Origin of the sequence: Salinicoccus sp. HZC-1 (assembly GCF_046736035.1) — a bacterium.
Taxonomy (GTDB): domain Bacteria; phylum Bacillota; class Bacilli; order Staphylococcales; family Salinicoccaceae; genus Salinicoccus.
Genome location: NZ_CP177130.1, coordinates 1,298,829 through 1,315,992, shown reverse-complemented (window position 1 = coordinate 1,315,992; position 17,164 = coordinate 1,298,829). Strand labels below are relative to the sequence as shown.

The 17,164-nt window shown below is 41.9% G+C and carries 20 protein-coding genes; 5 read left to right on the top strand and 15 right to left on the bottom strand.

Annotated elements, in window-relative coordinates:
* The first annotated feature begins 83 nt into the window (after positions 1-83).
* Positions 84-1,046, top strand: a complete 963-nt coding sequence (locus ACKRAT_RS06585) for a 4-hydroxy-3-methylbut-2-enyl diphosphate reductase (RefSeq protein ID WP_411844298.1) — start codon at positions 84-86, stop codon at positions 1,044-1,046.
* A 62-nt stretch (positions 1,047-1,108) separates the two neighbouring features.
* Here ACKRAT_RS06585 and ACKRAT_RS06580 read toward each other — a convergent pair whose 3' ends face one another.
* The 7 genes from ACKRAT_RS06580 to ACKRAT_RS06550 form a co-directional block, all read right to left on the bottom strand.
* Positions 1,109-2,182, bottom strand: coding sequence for a Nif3-like dinuclear metal center hexameric protein (locus ACKRAT_RS06580; protein ID WP_411844297.1), 1,074 nt, complete (start codon positions 2,180-2,182; stop codon positions 1,109-1,111).
* Position 2,183: 1 nt separating this feature from the next.
* On the bottom strand, positions 2,184-2,852 hold the full coding sequence (locus ACKRAT_RS06575; RefSeq protein WP_411844296.1) for a tRNA (adenine(22)-N(1))-methyltransferase: 669 nt from the start codon (positions 2,850-2,852) through the stop codon (positions 2,184-2,186).
* A 78-nt stretch (positions 2,853-2,930) separates the two neighbouring features.
* Entirely contained in the window at positions 2,931-3,323 is a 393-nt protein-coding gene (locus ACKRAT_RS06570) for a c-type cytochrome (protein WP_411844295.1), read from the bottom strand.
* Positions 3,324-3,438: 115 nt separating this feature from the next.
* Positions 3,439-4,548, bottom strand: coding sequence for an RNA polymerase sigma factor RpoD (rpoD, locus tag ACKRAT_RS06565; RefSeq protein WP_411844294.1), 1,110 nt, complete (start codon positions 4,546-4,548; stop codon positions 3,439-3,441).
* 28 nt (positions 4,549-4,576) lie between these two features.
* Positions 4,577-6,328 carry a DNA primase gene (gene dnaG, locus ACKRAT_RS06560; protein ID WP_411844293.1) on the bottom strand — a complete coding sequence of 584 codons (1,752 nt, stop codon included), beginning with the start codon at positions 6,326-6,328 and terminating at the stop codon, positions 4,577-4,579.
* 6 nt (positions 6,329-6,334) lie between these two features.
* On the bottom strand, positions 6,335-7,159 hold the full coding sequence (locus ACKRAT_RS06555) for a pyruvate, water dikinase regulatory protein (RefSeq protein ID WP_411844292.1): 825 nt from the start codon (positions 7,157-7,159) through the stop codon (positions 6,335-6,337).
* A gap of 12 nt (positions 7,160-7,171) precedes the next feature.
* A complete protein-coding gene (locus ACKRAT_RS06550; RefSeq protein WP_411844291.1) occupies positions 7,172-7,789 on the bottom strand; it encodes a helix-turn-helix transcriptional regulator in 618 nt (205 codons plus the stop codon).
* Positions 7,790-8,099: 310 nt separating this feature from the next.
* Between ACKRAT_RS06550 and ACKRAT_RS06545 the strand changes: the two genes are divergently transcribed.
* Positions 8,100-9,476, top strand: a complete 1,377-nt coding sequence (locus tag ACKRAT_RS06545) for a glycine--tRNA ligase (protein ID WP_411844290.1) — start codon at positions 8,100-8,102, stop codon at positions 9,474-9,476.
* A 42-nt stretch (positions 9,477-9,518) separates the two neighbouring features.
* Here the strand turns inward: ACKRAT_RS06545 and recO are convergent, their stop codons facing one another.
* The 7 genes from recO to ACKRAT_RS06510 form a co-directional block, all read right to left on the bottom strand.
* Entirely contained in the window at positions 9,519-10,259 is a 741-nt protein-coding gene (recO, locus tag ACKRAT_RS06540) for a DNA repair protein RecO (protein ID WP_411844289.1), read from the bottom strand.
* An 8-nt stretch (positions 10,260-10,267) separates the two neighbouring features.
* Entirely contained in the window at positions 10,268-11,173 is a 906-nt protein-coding gene (gene era, locus ACKRAT_RS06535; RefSeq protein WP_411844288.1) for a GTPase Era, read from the bottom strand.
* Entirely contained in the window at positions 11,173-11,580 is a 408-nt protein-coding gene (gene cdd, locus ACKRAT_RS06530) for a cytidine deaminase (protein ID WP_411844287.1), read from the bottom strand. The genes era and cdd overlap by 1 nt, the downstream gene beginning before the upstream one ends.
* A 21-nt stretch (positions 11,581-11,601) precedes the next feature.
* Entirely contained in the window at positions 11,602-11,952 is a 351-nt protein-coding gene (locus tag ACKRAT_RS06525) for a diacylglycerol kinase family protein (RefSeq protein WP_411844286.1), read from the bottom strand.
* Between the two features lies 1 nt (position 11,953).
* Positions 11,954-12,418 carry an rRNA maturation RNase YbeY gene (gene ybeY / locus ACKRAT_RS06520; protein WP_411844285.1) on the bottom strand — a complete coding sequence of 155 codons (465 nt, stop codon included), beginning with the start codon at positions 12,416-12,418 and terminating at the stop codon, positions 11,954-11,956.
* Positions 12,419-12,421: 3 nt separating this feature from the next.
* On the bottom strand, positions 12,422-13,366 hold the full coding sequence (locus ACKRAT_RS06515) for a PhoH family protein (protein ID WP_411844284.1): 945 nt from the start codon (positions 13,364-13,366) through the stop codon (positions 12,422-12,424).
* Between the two features lie 95 nt (positions 13,367-13,461).
* Complete coding sequence (locus ACKRAT_RS06510; RefSeq protein WP_411844283.1) at positions 13,462-13,689, bottom strand: hypothetical protein; 228 nt, start codon at positions 13,687-13,689, stop codon at positions 13,462-13,464.
* Positions 13,690-13,708: 19 nt separating this feature from the next.
* Here ACKRAT_RS06510 and ACKRAT_RS06505 point away from each other — a divergent pair, with 19 nt between their 5' ends.
* Positions 13,709-13,909: a hypothetical protein gene (locus ACKRAT_RS06505; RefSeq protein WP_411844282.1), complete on the top strand. Its 201-nt coding sequence runs from the start codon at positions 13,709-13,711 to the stop codon at positions 13,907-13,909.
* 33 nt (positions 13,910-13,942) lie between these two features.
* On the opposite strand, the gene ACKRAT_RS06500 is transcribed toward ACKRAT_RS06505, so the two are convergent.
* Positions 13,943-15,085 (bottom strand): RNA-guided endonuclease TnpB family protein, encoded by a 1,143-nt coding sequence (locus ACKRAT_RS06500; RefSeq protein WP_411844281.1) that lies wholly within the window; start codon positions 15,083-15,085, stop codon positions 13,943-13,945.
* A gap of 476 nt (positions 15,086-15,561) precedes the next feature.
* On the opposite strand from ACKRAT_RS06500, the gene ACKRAT_RS06495 reads away from it, so the two are divergent.
* The gene (locus tag ACKRAT_RS06495; protein WP_411844280.1) at positions 15,562-16,182 is read left to right on the top strand and encodes a flavodoxin family protein; all 621 of its coding nucleotides are present in this window, start codon (positions 15,562-15,564) and stop codon (positions 16,180-16,182) included.
* Positions 16,183-16,258: 76 nt separating this feature from the next.
* Complete coding sequence (locus ACKRAT_RS06490; protein ID WP_411844279.1) at positions 16,259-17,155, top strand: VOC family protein; 897 nt, start codon at positions 16,259-16,261, stop codon at positions 17,153-17,155.
* The last annotated feature ends 9 nt before the right edge of the window (positions 17,156-17,164 follow it).

Genomic DNA, 17,164 nt, shown 5'->3' with positions numbered 1-17,164 from the left:
CTATAATTCAATTAATCATACATCGAGATGATTTAAAAACAAGCTCATATTGGTTATAATACAATATAAGGAGGAATTCTTTCATGGATATAATTAAAATTACCCCCCGTGGCTATTGTTACGGAGTAGTGGATGCTATGGTGATTGCGCGCAATGCCTCTATGGACAAATCACTGCCCCGCCCGATATATATACTTGGTATGATTGTTCATAACAAACATGTGACTGATGCTTTTGAAGAAGATGGTATCATTACATTGGATGGACCCAACCGATTGGAAATTCTGGAAAACATTAACGAAGGCACTGTCGTTTTCACAGCACACGGTGTATCACCCCAGGTTAAGGAAAGAGCCAAGGAAAAAGGGCTTACCTGCATTGATGCAACTTGTCCCGATGTAGAAATCACACATGAATTAATACGTGAGAAGACTGAAGATGACTATGATGTCATCTATATCGGTAAAAAAGGACACCCTGAACCGGAAGGTGCGGTTGGTGTTAATCCGGAACGTGTTCATTTAGTTGAAACGATTGAGGAAGTTAAAGCACTTCCTCCAGAAATTGCAGACAAAAAGCTTATTGTGACGAACCAGACTACGATGAGTCAGTGGGATGTCGGTCATTTAATGGACCAGCTAAAAAAACAGTTCCCCCATATAGAAGTGCACAAAGAGATTTGCCTGGCAACACAGGTTCGTCAGGAAGCGGTTGCTGAACAGGCACAGGAAGCAGAACTGTTGATCGTTGTCGGTGACCCTAAAAGTAATAACTCCAACCGTCTCGCCCAAGTATCAAAAGAAATTGCTCATACGAATGCGTACCGCATCAGTTCTTTGGATGAGCTTAAGACTGAATGGCTGGAAGGAATTGATTCTGTAGCTATTACAGCCGGTGCATCAACGCCGACACCAATAGTCAGGGAAGTCACCGAATATATTAAGAAATATGATAAAGAGAATGCAGAAACACCAAAATCATCGGTGCCTAAAGATAAAATCCTGCCAAAAATCAGGAATCCGAAACCGGTTAAAATTATGGATTAATGGATTAATTGAAACAAGCCCGTCAAAGGGGGGCATTCCCTCTTTGACGGGCTTGTTTATTTTTATGCAAAAGGATTTGTAGAAATTTTTGTCGCTCGTATTTTAACATCTATTTCATTTTCTATTAAGTTCTTTAATCCTTCCGCCATTACAATTTCCATATAATGACCGGTATCTATAATATTTCTGCCGGCAAGCTTTGCATCGTAAGCTTCATGGTATTTCACATCACCTGTGAGCAGAACATCCGCCCCGGCAGCAAATGCCTGGTTGATATGGCCCATGCCCGAGCCGCCGATGACTGCGACTTTATTAATCCCTTTATCAGAACCTTTTACTACATTGACGACAGGCAATCCGGATTTCTCCTCAATTAATGAAACAAGAGTATCCAAGGATCCATCATATTCAAATAGAACGCCCAGACCTTTATCACTCGGCTTATTTATTGACAGGATGTCGTATGCGGGCTCCTCGTATGGATGGGAAGCAATCAGTGCATCAACTGTTTCCTGTTCGTGGGCGGCCTCAAATATTGCTTCTACAATATACTCGTCAACATGTTCAAGTGCGCCTCTTGAGCCGATATGAGGATCCGACTCATCTCCGGGTCTGAACTGCCCTTTGACTGGATATTCGAAGAAGCATTCCGAGTAATCACCCTGCTCGCCGACACCTGCTTTGGATAAATCTTGTTTTAGCTGCTCACGATCTTCAGCGGGGATATTTATCCTTAATTTCTTATAGAACGTCTGATGCTTGATCAATATTTCTGTGTCTTTAAAACCAAGTTGTTCTGCAATCATATGGCTGACGCCTTTTGGCTGATGATCCAGATTTGTGTGCATCGCGATCAGATTGATATCATATTTAATTAATTTGCGGATAATGGAACCGACGCCGCTTTCTGTCACTTTTGACACATTCGGGAAGATGATCGGGTGATGGGCAACGATGACATTAATATCATTATCCAACGCTTCATCAACTGTCTCAAGCCCGCAGTCAAGGGTTGTCAGTACGCCGGTAACTTCATGGTTTAAATCCCCAACCAGAAGACCGGTGTTGTCCCAATCCTCACTATCTTTAAATGGTGCAATCCTGTCTAAAATGCCAATTAATTCTTTAACATCCACACTATAACACCTCTTCCAACAAGTTTACCTTCTCACGGACTTCCTGAATTTTTTCCTGGTTAGCTGAATTGATTTCCAAATTCGCAAGTATACGCTTTTGATGTTCAAGTTCCCTATCCAGTTTTTCTATAAACGCAGATTCCCTTTTCTCCAGGAGTACGGGGCCGAACATTAACGCTTTTTCATCATAAAAAGCGTCTCCCTCTTCGGCAACAATGATTTCATAAAAATGCCGGCCGTTCCTGATTACAGTTTCGTCTGTAATTGAATAACCCAAATTTACGAGGGTTTTTCGTATGGGATATGAATGAGTGTTGGGCTGGAGCACCAATCTCGGCTTACCATTCACGTTCTCAAAACCGCTGTTTAAAATATCTGAGATTAAAGGTCCCCCCATGCCGCATATTGTGATCGTGTCTATTTCATCTTCATGCGAAACCACCTCAAGACCAGATCCGAATCTCGCTTCTATTTTATCGGATAGAGCATGGGATTTAATATTTTCAACTGTAGAATCATAAGGGCCTTTTACAACTTCACCGCATATTGCCCGCGCGGCAATATTATTTTTAACCGCATAAATAGGTAAATATGCATGATCCGAACCGATATCCACAAGGGTATTGCCAGCTATATAGGTTGCCACTTTTTTAAGTCTTTGATCGAGCATTTAATGTTCCTCCATTAAGGATTTAGATAAATGAAAAATAAAAAACTTCCACATCATATGCGGAAGTTTTTACGCCAATTATTGGCCTGCCATAAATTCATAAAGTGCAGTCAAATCTTCGTCAGCGATCTGGTCCTGGCTGAATGCCGGCATTTGACCTCTGCCGTTTCTGACAACATCAGTGAATTCAGATTCTTCTAGACTAGTGCCTGCAAGTGCCGGCCCCATACCACCTGAGAAGTCTTGACCGTGACAGGAAGCACAGTTATCGCGGGCAAAGCCTTCGGCATCGAAGTCGCCACTAGAAGCGCCTTCTTCACCGCCGCCTTCTTCTCCTCCACCTTCTTCGGAAGCTGTTTGTTCTCCTTCTCCTTCTTGATCAGAAGTCGCTCCCTGGGAAGACAGGAGAAAAACGAGTCCTATACCTAGGAAAATGATAAGTAAAAAAGGTATAACAGGATTTCGATTCATCTTTAATTACCCCCCTAATATCTTTCCATATACGTATTCACATATTTAATTGTATATCAAAAAACGATAAAGTCAAAAGATTTTTGCCGTAAAAATTACACTCAACTGTTAAAAATTAATCCATGAAATCTTTAAGTCTTTTACTTCTGCTTGGATGTCTTAATTTTCTTAGAGCCTTTGCCTCGATCTGCCTGATTCGTTCACGTGTGACGCCAAAAACTTTGCCCACTTCTTCAAGTGTGCGTGTTCTGCCGTCATCAAGACCGAATCTTAAGCGTAAAACATTCTCTTCACGATCTGTAAGTGTATCAAGCACATCTTCCAACTGTTCTTTCAACAGTTCGTAAGCAGCATGGTCTGAAGGACTCTGTGCTTCCTGGTCTTCAATGAAGTCTCCCAGATGACTGTCGTCCTCTTCACCGATTGGTGTTTCAAGAGAAACAGGTTCCTGGGCGATTTTAAGAATTTCCCTGACTTTCTCAGCAGGCAAATCCATTTCTTCCCCAATTTCCTCGGGAATCGGTTCGCGGCCGAGATCCTGAAGAAGTTGGCGTTGAACACGAATCAATTTATTAATTGTTTCAACCATGTGAACAGGGATACGGATTGTTCTTGCCTGATCGGCAATGGCTCTTGTAATCGCCTGTCTGATCCACCATGTTGCATAAGTGGAGAACTTAAACCCTTTGGAGAAGTCGAATTTTTCCACGGCTTTGATCAAGCCCATGTTGCCTTCCTGTATAAGGTCAAGGAACAGCATGCCGCGGCCAACGTAACGTTTTGCAATACTTACTACTAAACGCAGGTTTGCTTCAGCCAGACGGCTTTTAGCGACTTCGTCACCTTTTTCTATTTTTTTAGCAAGCTCAATTTCTTCCTGGGCACTCAGGAGATTGACTCGACCGATTTCTTTCAAGTACATCCTTACAGGGTCGTTGATTTTGACGCCGGGAGGGGCACTCATATCATGGAGATTGAGTTTTTCATCTGTATCTGTAGCATCTTTTTCGTTTATGAGTTGAATATCATTTTCGTTTATTTCATCGAAGAATTCATCCATTGCATCAGCATCAAGCTCGAAGCTGGATAATTTATCAGCGATTTCTTCATGGGAAAGATGTCCTTGGGTTTTACCTCTTTCCAGTAAAAAATTCTTAACTTGTTCAACGGAAGTGAACAATTCGACATCTTTAGTTTCAGTTGCTTTTGCATTCTTCTTTGCCATTAAAAGCCCTCCTAATAAGACTTTACACTCACCTTTTGTAACGAATGTTTAAATCGTTCAACTTCTGCGCCAATATTGCTTGAAGTTCAATGTCGTTGTTGTTCTCCGCTTCCTGAAGCTGCATATAAAGGGACTGTTTTTCTTTCTCACTATTCCTAATACCACTTAGGTCTTCGAGATAATCATTGATTTCTTCCCTTGTGATGTCATCATGAATAAGAATGTTCTCCAATTCAACGACAGTACTGAATAATTCCCCCTCAATATATTGGCTAAATGAGGATATATCAAATACAGTATAGTTGTCAAAATATGTGCACAACCCTTTAAATATAACATAATAATCAGGTGTGGTTAATACTTCTTCATCAATATTGTCCTGAAACTCTATAAACAATTCACGTTCTTTAATTAAAGAACGTAAAAAGTATCTTTCTTTACGTTCACGGAGCGGCACCTGCCTGATTGCACTGACTGGCTGGCCGTTGCTTGCGGACTTCTGTCTGGCAGCAGGAACTTTGCTCTCAATGGATCTTTTATCTATTTTATAAATGCTGCTGATATGCTGAAGCAATTTTTCTTTTGTCACTTCGTCTTTGACGAACTTCAAATGTTCAGTCAGTGTATTTAAATTATTCGTAAAAGCCATGTCATTGTTAAGGCTTTCTTCAAGAAGAAAATCTGCTTTAAAATGAATATAGTGTTTTCTCTCATTTTTAATGAGCGCTTCGAATGCTTCTGTTCCGCGCTGTTCTATAAATTCATCGGGGTCCAGCCCTTTTGGTATGGACAGGACGTACACATTTGCGCCGGATTTAAGAAGCTGTTCCCCCAAAGTCATCTGAGCATTCTGCCCGGCTTCATCACCATCAAACATAAACGTAATATTGGAAGCCAGGCGGTTAAGTGTGTGGATGTTCTCTTCACTCAATGCCGTCCCCATCAGGCCAACGATATGCTGAACTTTCGTCATCTTAACTTTTACGACATCAAGATGGCCTTCCATCAGGATGACTTCATCCTGCTTACGGATTTCTTTTCTTGCATCACTTAAATTATATAAAAGCTGACGCTTTTGAAATATTGGAGTTTCCGGTGTGTTTAAGTACTTCGGTTCCCTGCCGTCAATACTCCTGGCTGTATATCCGACTATATACCCCTGATGGTTGCGGATAGGAATCATAATTCTGCCGTTAAATCTGTCATAGTAGGAAAAGTTCTCTTCATTTCTTGAAATCAGCCCTGCCTGATAGGCAAGCTCCATGGAATATCCCTTTTCAGAAAGTGCGTTTTTTGTAAAGTCACGCATATCCGGTGCAATACCGATTTTCTCTTTGCGGAGTATGTCGGCGGAGAATCCTCTTCCCGTCAAATAATCCAAAGCCTGCTGACCTTCATTCGTATGCATCAATATATGATGGTATAAGTCAGTTAAATATTCGTGCATACGGATTAGCTGCATATCACTGTCATCGGCAGCGGGTTCCTGTGCTTCTATTTCAATACCAAGCGGTTTTCCAAGAAGCCGTACAGCCTCGGTGAATGTTTTATTTTCAATTTCCATATAGAACTGAAAGACATTGCCGCCCTTTTTACACCCGAAACAGTGGCAGATCTGCTTGTCGGGGCTGACTGTAAATGACGGTGTTTTTTCGTCATGAAACGGGCAAAGACCGACATGATTCCGCCCCCGTTTCTCCAGCTTTATATAACTGGAAACCAGTTCAGTAATGTCGGTCCCATTTTTAACAGCTTCTACTGTCTCCTCAGAGATTCGCAAATTTCATCATCCCTTAATATCTATTCGACCATCAACATGTTTCATAATTTCATTCGCTGTTTCTTCAATGGCTTTGTCTGATACATCGATTACCGGACAGCCTATTTTTGAAATGATTTCATTAAAATAATCCAGTTCTTCCTGAATACGCTTATCATTGGCGTAGCTTGCGGTATCTTTCAGCCCGAGCTGTGTCAGACGTTCTTTTCTGATTTTGTTGAGCGTCTGCGGATTTATTTTCAATCCCACACATTTTTTGGAGTCCACGCCATACAGTTCTTTCGGCGGCACGACCTCCGGTACTAACGGAACGTTCATGACTTTATACTTTTTAAGTGCCAAATACTGTGATAGTGGTGTTTTGGAAGTTCTCGATACGCCGATAAGGACGATATCAGCCTTATCAAGCCCGCCTGCATCTTTGCCGTCATCATATTTGACGGCAAATTCTATTGCTTCTATCTTTTTAAAGTAATCCTCATCCAATTTATGGACACGTCCCGGTTCATAATAAGGCTGTTCCTCTGTCTTGCCTTCCAGAACGCTCATCAAAGGCCCCATAATATCTACAGAAGGGATTGATTCACTCTTCAATTCCTTCTGTATATACTTACGGAGCTCCGGTGTAATGATCGTGAAGACTACGATTGCATTCTTAATTTTTGCAAGATCGACTACATCATCCACATGCTCCTCTGTCTCTATATAAGGATATCTGATTAATACTTCACCGGATTCGTCGATGTTAAACTGCGAAAGACAAGCTTTGGCAACCAGTTCCCCGGTTTCACCGACAGAATCAGAGGCGACGATTACTCTCAAATTAGACATTAAAACACTTCCTTATTCCATAAGATTGACAAATACACGTGCGATATTCGTTTTGGTTATTCTTCCTGTTACGCGCTCCACACCATCCTGATTTTCAACCACAGGCAGTGAATCGATCTGTTTTTCAATAAGTTGATTGGCTGCGTATATCAACAAATCATTCGGGTAACATATAGTTATACTCGGCTGACGGGTCATAATGACGCTGACCGGCGTTTTCTCTATATCATTTCCGCCCATTGTTCCTCTCAACAGGTCTTTTCTCGAGATCACTCCAGCCAATCCATTATTTTCATCTATAGCATACAGTGTTCCAACATCTTCAAGAAACATTTTAACAATCGCTTCGTAAATGGATGTATCTTTCTTGATCAGTATCGGGACACTTTGAACTTCGCTAACAATGATATTTCTTATTTTGGAACTCATTACTTCTTCAGACTCTTTACCCGTGTAAAAGTATCCCACTCTCGGTCTTGCATCAAGATAGCCGGACATCGTAAGTATGGCCAAATCAGGTCGCAGCGTGGCTCTGGTCAGAGATAGCTGCTCTGCAATTTTACTGCCGGTGATTGGTCCATGCTGCTTCACAATTTTAAGTATTTTTTCTTGTCTCTCATTCAGTTCCATGCCATCACTCCCAACAAACTAATTATAGTACATTCAGAAGAATAAAGAAATATAAGCAAATGTTTGCAGAACAATCAAACTCCGGATATAATAGAACTGAAGCGAGTTAAGGATGGTGTGAGCTTAACACATTAAATGGCGTAACTTATTGATAACACAACTAATATATAAAAGCGGAGTGTATACACTAATTGGGGTGGAACCGCGGGCTATGCTCGTCCCCGGATGACGATTTTTCATTGTTGTCCGGGGACTTTTTGTGTTTTCTTTATTCACCACTAACTCAATTTATTAAAAGGAGCCGATTCAAATGGAAATGGATACAATTGTTAATTTAGCAAAAACCAGAGGATTTGTATTCCCAGGCAGTGAGATCTATGGTGGTCTTGCCAATACTTGGGACTATGGTCCACTGGGTGTGGAACTTAAAAATAATGTTAAGCAGGCATGGTGGAAAAAATTCATCCAGGAATCACCATACAACGTGGGTCTTGATGCTTCAATTCTAATGAATCCTAAAACCTGGGAGGCATCCGGTCACCTTGGCAACTTCAACGATCCGATGATTGACTGTAAAGAATGTAAATCACGTCACAGGGCTGATAAAATCATTGAAGATGTTATGCAAAAAGAGGACGATACTTTCGTGGCAGATGGACTCAGTTTCGATGAAATGAAACGTATCATCGACGAGCGCGATATCAATTGTCCTACATGCGGGAGCCATAACTATACAGACATTCGTCAATTCAACCTGATGTTCAAAACATTCCAGGGAGTGACAGAATCTTCCACTAACGAATTATTCCTGCGTCCGGAAACAGCGCAGGGTATTTTCGTCAACTATAAAAATGCCCAGCGCACAATGCGGAAAAAGCTGCCGTTTGGTATCGGCCAGGTCGGCAAATCATTCCGTAATGAAATCACACCAGGAAACTTCACTTTCAGAACACGTGAATTCGACCAGATGGAACTAGAATTTTTCTGTAAACCAGGTACTGAAATCGAGTGGCAGAACTACTGGAAAAAATTTGCTGAAAAATGGCTGGATGACCTTAACATGAAAACTGAAAATACAAGATTCCGTGACCATGATGACGACGAGCTCAGCCACTATTCCAATGCGACAACTGATATCGAGTACAAATTCCCGTTCGGCTGGGGCGAACTGTGGGGCATCGCGAGCCGTACAGACTATGACCTCCGCCAGCATATGGAACATTCCGGTGAAGACTTCAGATATCACGACCAGGAAACGGGCGAGAAGTATATCCCATATTGCATAGAGCCATCCCTGGGCCTTGACCGTGTAACGCTCGCATTCCTGTGTGATGCTTACCAGGAAGAGCAGCTGGACAATGGCGAATCCCGTACTGTGCTCCGCTTCCATCCGCAGCTCGCACCATTCAAAGCAGCGGTACTTCCACTTTCTAAAAAACTGAGCGATGAAGCGATTAAAGTTTATGAAAAAATCGCAGGCGACTTCAACGTGGAATTTGATGAATCACAATCCATCGGCAAACGTTACAGAAGACAGGATGAAATCGGTACACCGTACTGCATCACTTTCGACTTCGATTCTCTCGAGGATAATAAAGTAACAATCCGTGACCGTGACACTATGGAACAGACACGTGTCGACATCGATGAAGTGAACAGTTTCCTGAAAGAGAAAATGAGCTATTAATCTAAATTTAAAAGCGTGAGGCCAAAACCGGTCTCACGCTTTTTATGATTGCAGCAGTTTCCGGGATTTAAAATATACACCCGTATATTCATCGTAGATCAACTCAACAAACTTCAGCAGATTCCAGGCATTTTCCTTTGAAATTTTAATCGAATCGACATTATCCACAGCGACGTGTTTCATATATCCCGCAAGATAAAGCACCCGGTTGCTTATCGGAACCGATCGTTCACCCGTCTCATCATCCATGCAGGCACTGCATATCACACTGTGGTATTTGAAGGAATAATGATAAAAGTTCCTGTTGTCTTTAGAACCGCATACTGCACATTCGGTTACGTTCAGCTGACCACCGTAATAAGGCAGCATTTTTATCGCACAGAAAGCAACGACACCCGCTTCCTGGCTGTCCGCTTCCATCAATTTCAATGATTTTATAAGCAGCCTGTAAAAACTGTCCTGCAGAATATCTTCTTCAAGTGCTTTAATAATCAGTTCCAGCACATAGGAGCCGTGGCTGTATATATCAAAATCCCCATTCACCCTTTTGAAAGGCTGGACAACATCCACTTCATTTAAAGTCCCCATGCCTTTGAACCGGTTATACGTGAATAAAAACTCTTTTATACCCTGCCGCAAAACGATAAAGGGGCTGTTTGTCTTGTTAAAACCGCGTACCATCAGTGGGACCTGACTGCCATCTTCTGTCAGTATAGTAATGATCCGGCTCGATTCACTGTAGTTAGTCTGCCGGATCATTACACCTTTTTGCTGATATATCATTGTTTTATCTAGTACTCCTCGTCTTTATAACCAAGTGAGCGGATGAACTGTGTTTTATTCCGCCAATCTTTCTGCACTTTAACCCAGACTTCCAAAAACACTTTGCTGCCGAGCAGATTTTCTATGTCCGCTCGCGCAAGTTGTCCGATTTCCTTGAGCATTTTCCCATTTTTACCGATAACCATGCCTTTTTGAGAGTTACGTTCTACATATATCGTTGCAACGACATGCACCGTCCCTCTTTCGTCAGCTTTCATTTTATCGATTTCAACACCGATTGCATGTGGGATTTCCTGGCTTGTCAGATGAAGGGCCTTCTCACGGATCAATTCACTTACGATGAAGTGTTCAGGGTGGTCGGTCACTCTGTCTGCCGGATAGTACATTGGACCTTCAGGCAGATAACCTTCAATTACTTCCAGTAACTTATCCACGTTATTCCCCTGAAGTGCCGAGATAGGTACAATATCACTGAAATCCAGTTTATCCTTATAAACTTCGATCTGCTGAATCAGTTTATCCGGATGAACGAGATCAATTTTATTCATCACTAAAATAATTGGTGTTTTCGTATTTTTAAGCATTTCGATGATGAACTCGTCACCGCGTCCAATTTCTTCTGAAACGTTAACCAAAAACAGAATCACTTCGGTTTCGCGAAGTGTGTTCCTTGCCACTTTCATCATATGCTCCCCCAGCTGGTGCTTGGGTTTATGAATGCCTGGCGTATCAATAAAAATCATTTGGGAATCATCTTTTGTATAGACCCCCTGTATCTTATTTCTTGTCGTCTGCGGCTTGTCGGACATGATCGCTATTTTCTGTCCGAGCACCTTATTCATGAAAGTGGATTTGCCTACATTCGGTCTGCCAATGATACTGACAAATCCGGATTTGAATTCCTGTTCACTCATTAATCAAAATCCTTTCCTGAGAAGCCAAGTGGAAGGAGCTCATCCACTGTGCGCTTGATCACTTTTCCTGCTTTATTGGTCATATATACGGGCATATCGTCCTCACACAGTTCTTTGAGCACCTGTCTGCATGTGCCGCACGGACTGGCAGGTTCATCTGCATCCGTCACTACTACGATTGCTTTGAACTTTTTCACATTATTGGAGTAAGCACTCACAAGTGCACTTCTTTCTGCACAGATTGTCGCCGGATATGCAGCATTTTCGATGTTTGCACCATAGATGTATTCATCATTCTCTGTAATCAAAAGCGCACCGACATTAAACTTGGAGTACGGTGTGTATGCCCGCGATTGAGCGACCTGCACTTCTTCGATCCATTCTTCTTTAAAAATTCCGTCTTTCATATTTCTCTCTCCATTCTCCAGCTAAAATACATAAGGCATAAAAATTACCAAACCGACAATCACTGCATATATACAGGCGAGCAGTACTGCAGCCGCACCGATGTCTTTTGCCGCTTTCGCATATTCATGAAATTCCTTCGTCACCAGATCAACCGTGTACTCTATCCCGGTGTTCATCACTTCAGTAGTCAGTACAGCGAAAATCGCACTGATGATAAACAGCCATTCCATTTTATCAAGGTTAAAAAACAGTCCAAGCAAAACGACCAGGACTGTTAAGATCATGTGGGACAAAACATGCATATCTTTCTTTAACATTGTTTTAAGACCCATGAAAGCAAATTTGAAACGTCTGAACAATCGGTTTCCCATATTATACCTCTCTGGATACTCCAAAAGCATCTAAAATTTCATCCTGCAAGGCATTCATTTCCCGTTCATCATCGTCTTCCATATGGTCATAACCGAGCAGATGTAAAAAGCCATGGAGGCTCAGGAATAACAGCTCACGCCTGTAGGAATGTCCGTATTCCGCCGCCTGCTCCTCTGCCCTTTTAGTGCAGACAATGATATCACCTAATGTACGGAGTGCCTCCTGATGGATTAAATTGTCTTCCTCATCTTCAAGTGCAAAACTGATTACATCCGTCACCTGATCTTTATTCCGATACTCCTTGTTGATACTCTGGATTTCATCTTCGTCTACAAAAGAAATGCTGACTTCAGCATCCTTTTCCTGTTTTAAATAATCATAAGCGAAGCTGAGTAGTTTTTGAATTTCTTCCTGCTGATCACTTTGAGTGTGATTTTCTTCATCAATAAAATCTACTGTAATCATATTCTACTCCTTCTCATAAGCTTTTATAATTTTCGATACCAGAGGATGACGCACTACATCCGATTCATCCATTCTATTCACCGCTATCCCTTTAACGCTCTTAAGCAGTTTAACGGATTCCACGAGACCGCTCTTGGTCGAACCGGGCAGGTCAATTTGCGTTTCGTCACCCGTTACAACCATTTTCGAACCAAAACCGAGACGCGTTAAGAACATCTTCATCTGCATTTGAGTCGTGTTCTGGGCTTCATCCAGGATGACGAATGCCTCATTCAGTGTCCGGCCGCGCATATAAGCCAGCGGTGCCACTTCAATTACACCGCGTTCAATCAGACGGTCCGTCTGCTCCACACCGAGAACAGTGTGCAGGCCGTCATATAAAGGGCGCAGGTAAGGATCCACTTTCTCCTTTAAATCACCGGGCAGGAAACCAAGGTTCTCTCCCGCTTCAACTGCAGGCCGCGTTAGGACAATGCGTTTTACATCATTGTCACGAAGCATCTGGCACGCCAGAACAACCGCAAGGAAAGTCTTGCCGGTACCTGCAGGGCCAATACCGAATGTCAGATCACTCTTTTTAATATTTTCAATATAGAGCCGTTGCCCCGTCGTTTTCGCACGAATTCCTTTTCCTTTAATATCCCGTGCAATTTCCTCATTGTAGAGATCAGCAAGGTACTCGATCGTACCCTTTCTGGCCATCATCCCAGCAGATTGGACATCCCGTAAATTGATCGTCATCCCCCGCTGAATGATTTTTAATAGATTGATTAGCACATCCTCGGCAAGTTCGACATTATCGTCATCATCACCGCTCACGGTAATTTCATTGCCAAGTGTATGAATCCTTACGCCGAACTCTTCCTCGAGGTAAGTAATATGTTGATCATTGGCACCGATAAGCACCTGTGCCTCTTCAAGGCTGTCTATACTAATAATATTAGGCATGCATAAACCCCTTTTTCTTAGTCTCTTTCATTCTAAATTTACCACTAAGACCCACTCACTGCAATGAATTACTACAACAGGAATATTACGGAATTTTAAACTTCAGGCTCTTTTTTAAAAACATTTACACGGGTGATTACATTTTTCCCGACACTTTTGAATGTAATGAAAACACCCATCTCAATTTTCTCTTTATCTTTGCGGTAAACCGTGCATTCGAATCCACCTTCCCTGCCGTGGGTGATAACACTGTCCACGATAATTTTTTCGATACGATCCGGAAGCCCGGGCAATGACACACCTGCAGTAAAAGCTTCATTCAAAAATTCAGAATCACCGTCAATGACTGCAGCAAGCATCCTTATGAGGAAAAGCTTCTATGGAAAATTCGTCTGGGTGGAAGATCTTGTTACCGATGAAAATGTCAGGTCCGAAGGTCATGTAGAAACGCTTCTCAACTTTGTTCACGACTGGGCGAGAGATCATCATTATGAACTACGCCGTCACTCAAGTAACGGGTTTTTAGGAACACTCATAACTTAGTTTGCCCATTACAGAGCCAACCAGCGGTTTAAGCTATTTTACTAAGGCCTGTCCCAGGCCAATAATCATTATATTTTTAGCCGCATTAATATCCCGGTCATGGTGGATGCTGCACTGCGGACACGTCCACTGTCTGATATTCAATGGTTTTTTACCACTGTCAAACTGACAGCTGGAACACAGTTGAGAGGTCTTATGCAGATTGACCACAATCAATTGCTTGGCGTAAATATCGCATTTGTATTTTAAAACGTTCCTGAACTGGCGCCAGGATTGAGACGCAATACTGCGGGCCAGAGCATGATTCTTCATCAGGTTCGTTGTTTTCAGATTTTCGATGGATATACTATCATACTGCGACACCAATGTTGTTGTGATTTTATGGATATAATCTTTCCGCGTATTTGAGATTTTTTCATGTAATCGCGCCACGTGGCGTTTCGCTGTTTGATAGTTTTTCGCCTCACGTAGGGCAATCCCTTTCGCCTTTGCAGCCAAACCACGGCGCGCCATCCGTTTTTCCCAATACCGCATCTGTTTTTGATATTTTAAATGTAAGCGTTGGGAAGCAAATTTCTGACCGTCTGATGTAATCGCTAAATCGGATACGCCCAAATCAATACCGACACTTTGCTTCGTTTTTGGTAACGCTTGGTTTTCGCGTGTGACCAATACTGAAATATAGTAGTGACCGGTCGGTTTGCGCTTGACGGTGACGGATTTAATGCGTGCATTTTCGATATGTTTAAAACTATTTTTACACTTAAGCCATCCCAATTTAGGCAGTTTGATATACCGCTGATTGTGATTGAATCGAATATTATTACCGCGGATCGTACTCAAATACGACTGTCTTACAAATTTCCCGGATTTGAACTTTGGGTGTTTGCTTAACCCCTTGAAGAACCGGTCGAACGTCTCAGACAGTCGCTTTACTGCACATTGAATCGCGACACTGTCCACATCTTTTAACCACTCAAACTCGCGTTTCATTTGGGGAATCATCGATGACAATGCGGTATAGCTTAACAGTTTTAAATCAGGATTGTTTTCATAACGGGCGTTCAACATCTCCAGCATTTCGTTCCATATGAAGCGGGTATGACCGAATGTCATATGAATCAGATTTTCTTGTTCCTGATTAGGATAAATCTTGCATTCAATGCCTTTATACACAGTATTTCACCGCCCCTTCAATACCCATTATATCACCATATGGCGCGCTCTATATACTATAAGCAGCGGATATAGAAAGGAGGCATTGAACACTTATAATTAAGAAAACAAGAACCAGTGGATACGGTTTCAGCTTTCATTTAGTATGGGCCCCAGTTTCTACACGTCAACATTTGAAAACCTGTCAAAAGACAGCGGCACACTATATACACCACCAATTAACAGAATACAATGCAGGCCGTCCAAGACGCTCATTCATCACACCATTAAAATAGCGTGTTTTCTCAGCTGACGACCTCTAATAAAACAGTTTCACTCTCTTCAGATCTAAAGAGAACCGAAGCCCATAGATTTTATGAAGATAAAATGGGCTATGAAAAAGACAGCTTCGTATTTAAAAAGTAAAACGTTCCGTTTGCTCTTTCATCCTAGAGGGAAGAGCAATACTAAATCATTTTCATAAGGAGTTTTTGATAATGACATTGAAAGCGTTGTATCTGAACACATCTTTAAAACATGGTGATGAACAGTCCAATACGGAAGCATTGATGAGGAAATCTATGGAGATACTTAAAAACGAAGGGGTGGAAACCGAGTTTCTGAGGGTTTCAGACTATAACATTAAGGCTGGCATGAGTCCAGATATGGGAAATCGAGATCAGTGGCCGATGATTTTTGATAAAATCATCGGTTCGGATATCATTATTATGGGAACACCCGTCTGGAACGGCCAAAAAAGCAGTATTGCATCTCTGGTGATGGAAAGGATATATGCCCAAAGCAGTGAAACAGCTGAAAATGGGCAGTCCAAATACTATAATAAAGTATTCGGAGCGATTGCCACAGGGAATGAAGATGGCGCTAAAGAAGCAGGTGCTTCCATTCTTTCCCGTATGGCCAACATAGGTTTCACCATCCCGCCAAACACCCTTGCCTACTGGGTTGGGGATGCAGGCCCCGGCCCTTCGTATATTGAAGCGGGACAGGATAATGAATTTACTAAGAAACAAACGAAAATGCTAAGCTATAACCTTGTGCATATGGCGCGAATCTTAAAAAACAATCCAATTCCCGCAGTCGGAAATACTTTGAAATAGTACGGTTGCACTTATCAAATGATTAAATAGTGTAATTTTGCTACAATATCATTAACCAAACACGGGAGGATGGTTAATGATGAAGCAAATGATTGTGCCGCATCTTTGGTTTGACAATGAAGCATTGGAAGCTGCCGAGTTTTACGTGAATATATTCCCCAACTCCGAAATCTTGAATAAGACACAACTTCAGGATACACCTTCAGGAGATGCGCAATCCGTTACATTTGAAGTAAATGGTTATACATTTATGGCCATCAGTGCAGGACCCTATTTCAAAATCAATCCATCAGTATCACTTTTCGTGAACTTTGATCCATCCTATGACGACAATGCAGAGCAGAATCTGGAAGAGACCTGGGAGAAATTAAAAGATGGCGGGACTGTACTTATGCCGCTAGATGAATATCCATACAGCAAAAAATATGGATTCGTACAGGATAGATATGGAGTATGCTGGCAGTTGATATTGACTGATCCTGATGGTGATGACAGACCGGTTATTATACCTTCCCTAATGTTTGTAAATGATAATTTTGGCAGAGCGGAAGAAGCGATCGACTTCTATCTTTCAGTATTTAATGATTCAAAAATGGGTGAGGCAGTCAGAAGAGGACCTGAAAAAAACGCAACAATAATATTTGCTGATTTCAAATTAGGAAATCAATGGCTCGCAGCAATGGACGGGCCGGGAGACCAGGATTATAATTTCAACGAAGCAGTTTCGCTGCTTGTCAATTGTGAAAATCAGGAAGAAATCGATTATTACTGGAAAAAGTTATCTGCAGTGCCGGAAGCTGAACAATGTGGCTGGCTTAAAGATAAATACGGCGTTTCGTGGCAGATTACCTCGTCTGTAATGGAAGAAATGATGGAAGAAGGTTCACCGGAGCAGATAAAAAAAGTGACTGAAACATTCCTGAAAATGAAAAAGTTCAATATCGCTGAGCTGAAAAAAGCATACAACGGCTAAAAGTAAGAA

Bases quoted from the DNA above. Each gene is read 5' to 3' on its own strand.
- ACKRAT_RS06585 (WP_411844298.1), top strand. From the start codon at position 84: ATGGATATAATTAAAATTACCCCCCGTGGCTATTGTTACGGAGTAGTG.
- ACKRAT_RS06575 (WP_411844296.1), bottom strand. From the start codon at position 2,852: ATGCTCGATCAAAGACTTAAAAAAGTGGCAACCTATATAGCTGGCAAT.
- ACKRAT_RS06570 (WP_411844295.1), bottom strand. From the start codon at position 3,323: ATGAATCGAAATCCTGTTATACCTTTTTTACTTATCATTTTCCTAGGT.
- rpoD (WP_411844294.1), bottom strand. From the start codon at position 4,548: ATGGCAAAGAAGAATGCAAAAGCAACTGAAACTAAAGATGTCGAATTG.
- ACKRAT_RS06555 (WP_411844292.1), bottom strand. From the start codon at position 7,159: ATGTCTAATTTGAGAGTAATCGTCGCCTCTGATTCTGTCGGTGAAACC.
- ACKRAT_RS06550 (WP_411844291.1), bottom strand. From the start codon at position 7,789: ATGGAACTGAATGAGAGACAAGAAAAAATACTTAAAATTGTGAAGCAG.
- ACKRAT_RS06545 (WP_411844290.1), top strand. From the start codon at position 8,100: ATGGAAATGGATACAATTGTTAATTTAGCAAAAACCAGAGGATTTGTA.
- recO (WP_411844289.1), bottom strand. From the start codon at position 10,259: ATGATATATCAGCAAAAAGGTGTAATGATCCGGCAGACTAACTACAGT.
- era (WP_411844288.1), bottom strand. From the start codon at position 11,173: ATGAGTGAACAGGAATTCAAATCCGGATTTGTCAGTATCATTGGCAGA.
- cdd (WP_411844287.1), bottom strand. From the start codon at position 11,580: ATGAAAGACGGAATTTTTAAAGAAGAATGGATCGAAGAAGTGCAGGTC.
- ACKRAT_RS06525 (WP_411844286.1), bottom strand. From the start codon at position 11,952: ATGGGAAACCGATTGTTCAGACGTTTCAAATTTGCTTTCATGGGTCTT.
- ybeY (WP_411844285.1), bottom strand. From the start codon at position 12,418: ATGATTACAGTAGATTTTATTGATGAAGAAAATCACACTCAAAGTGAT.
- ACKRAT_RS06515 (WP_411844284.1), bottom strand. From the start codon at position 13,366: ATGCCTAATATTATTAGTATAGACAGCCTTGAAGAGGCACAGGTGCTT.
- ACKRAT_RS06505 (WP_411844282.1), top strand. From the start codon at position 13,709: ATGACTGCAGCAAGCATCCTTATGAGGAAAAGCTTCTATGGAAAATTC.
- ACKRAT_RS06495 (WP_411844280.1), top strand. From the start codon at position 15,562: ATGACATTGAAAGCGTTGTATCTGAACACATCTTTAAAACATGGTGAT.
- ACKRAT_RS06490 (WP_411844279.1), top strand. From the start codon at position 16,259: ATGATGAAGCAAATGATTGTGCCGCATCTTTGGTTTGACAATGAAGCA.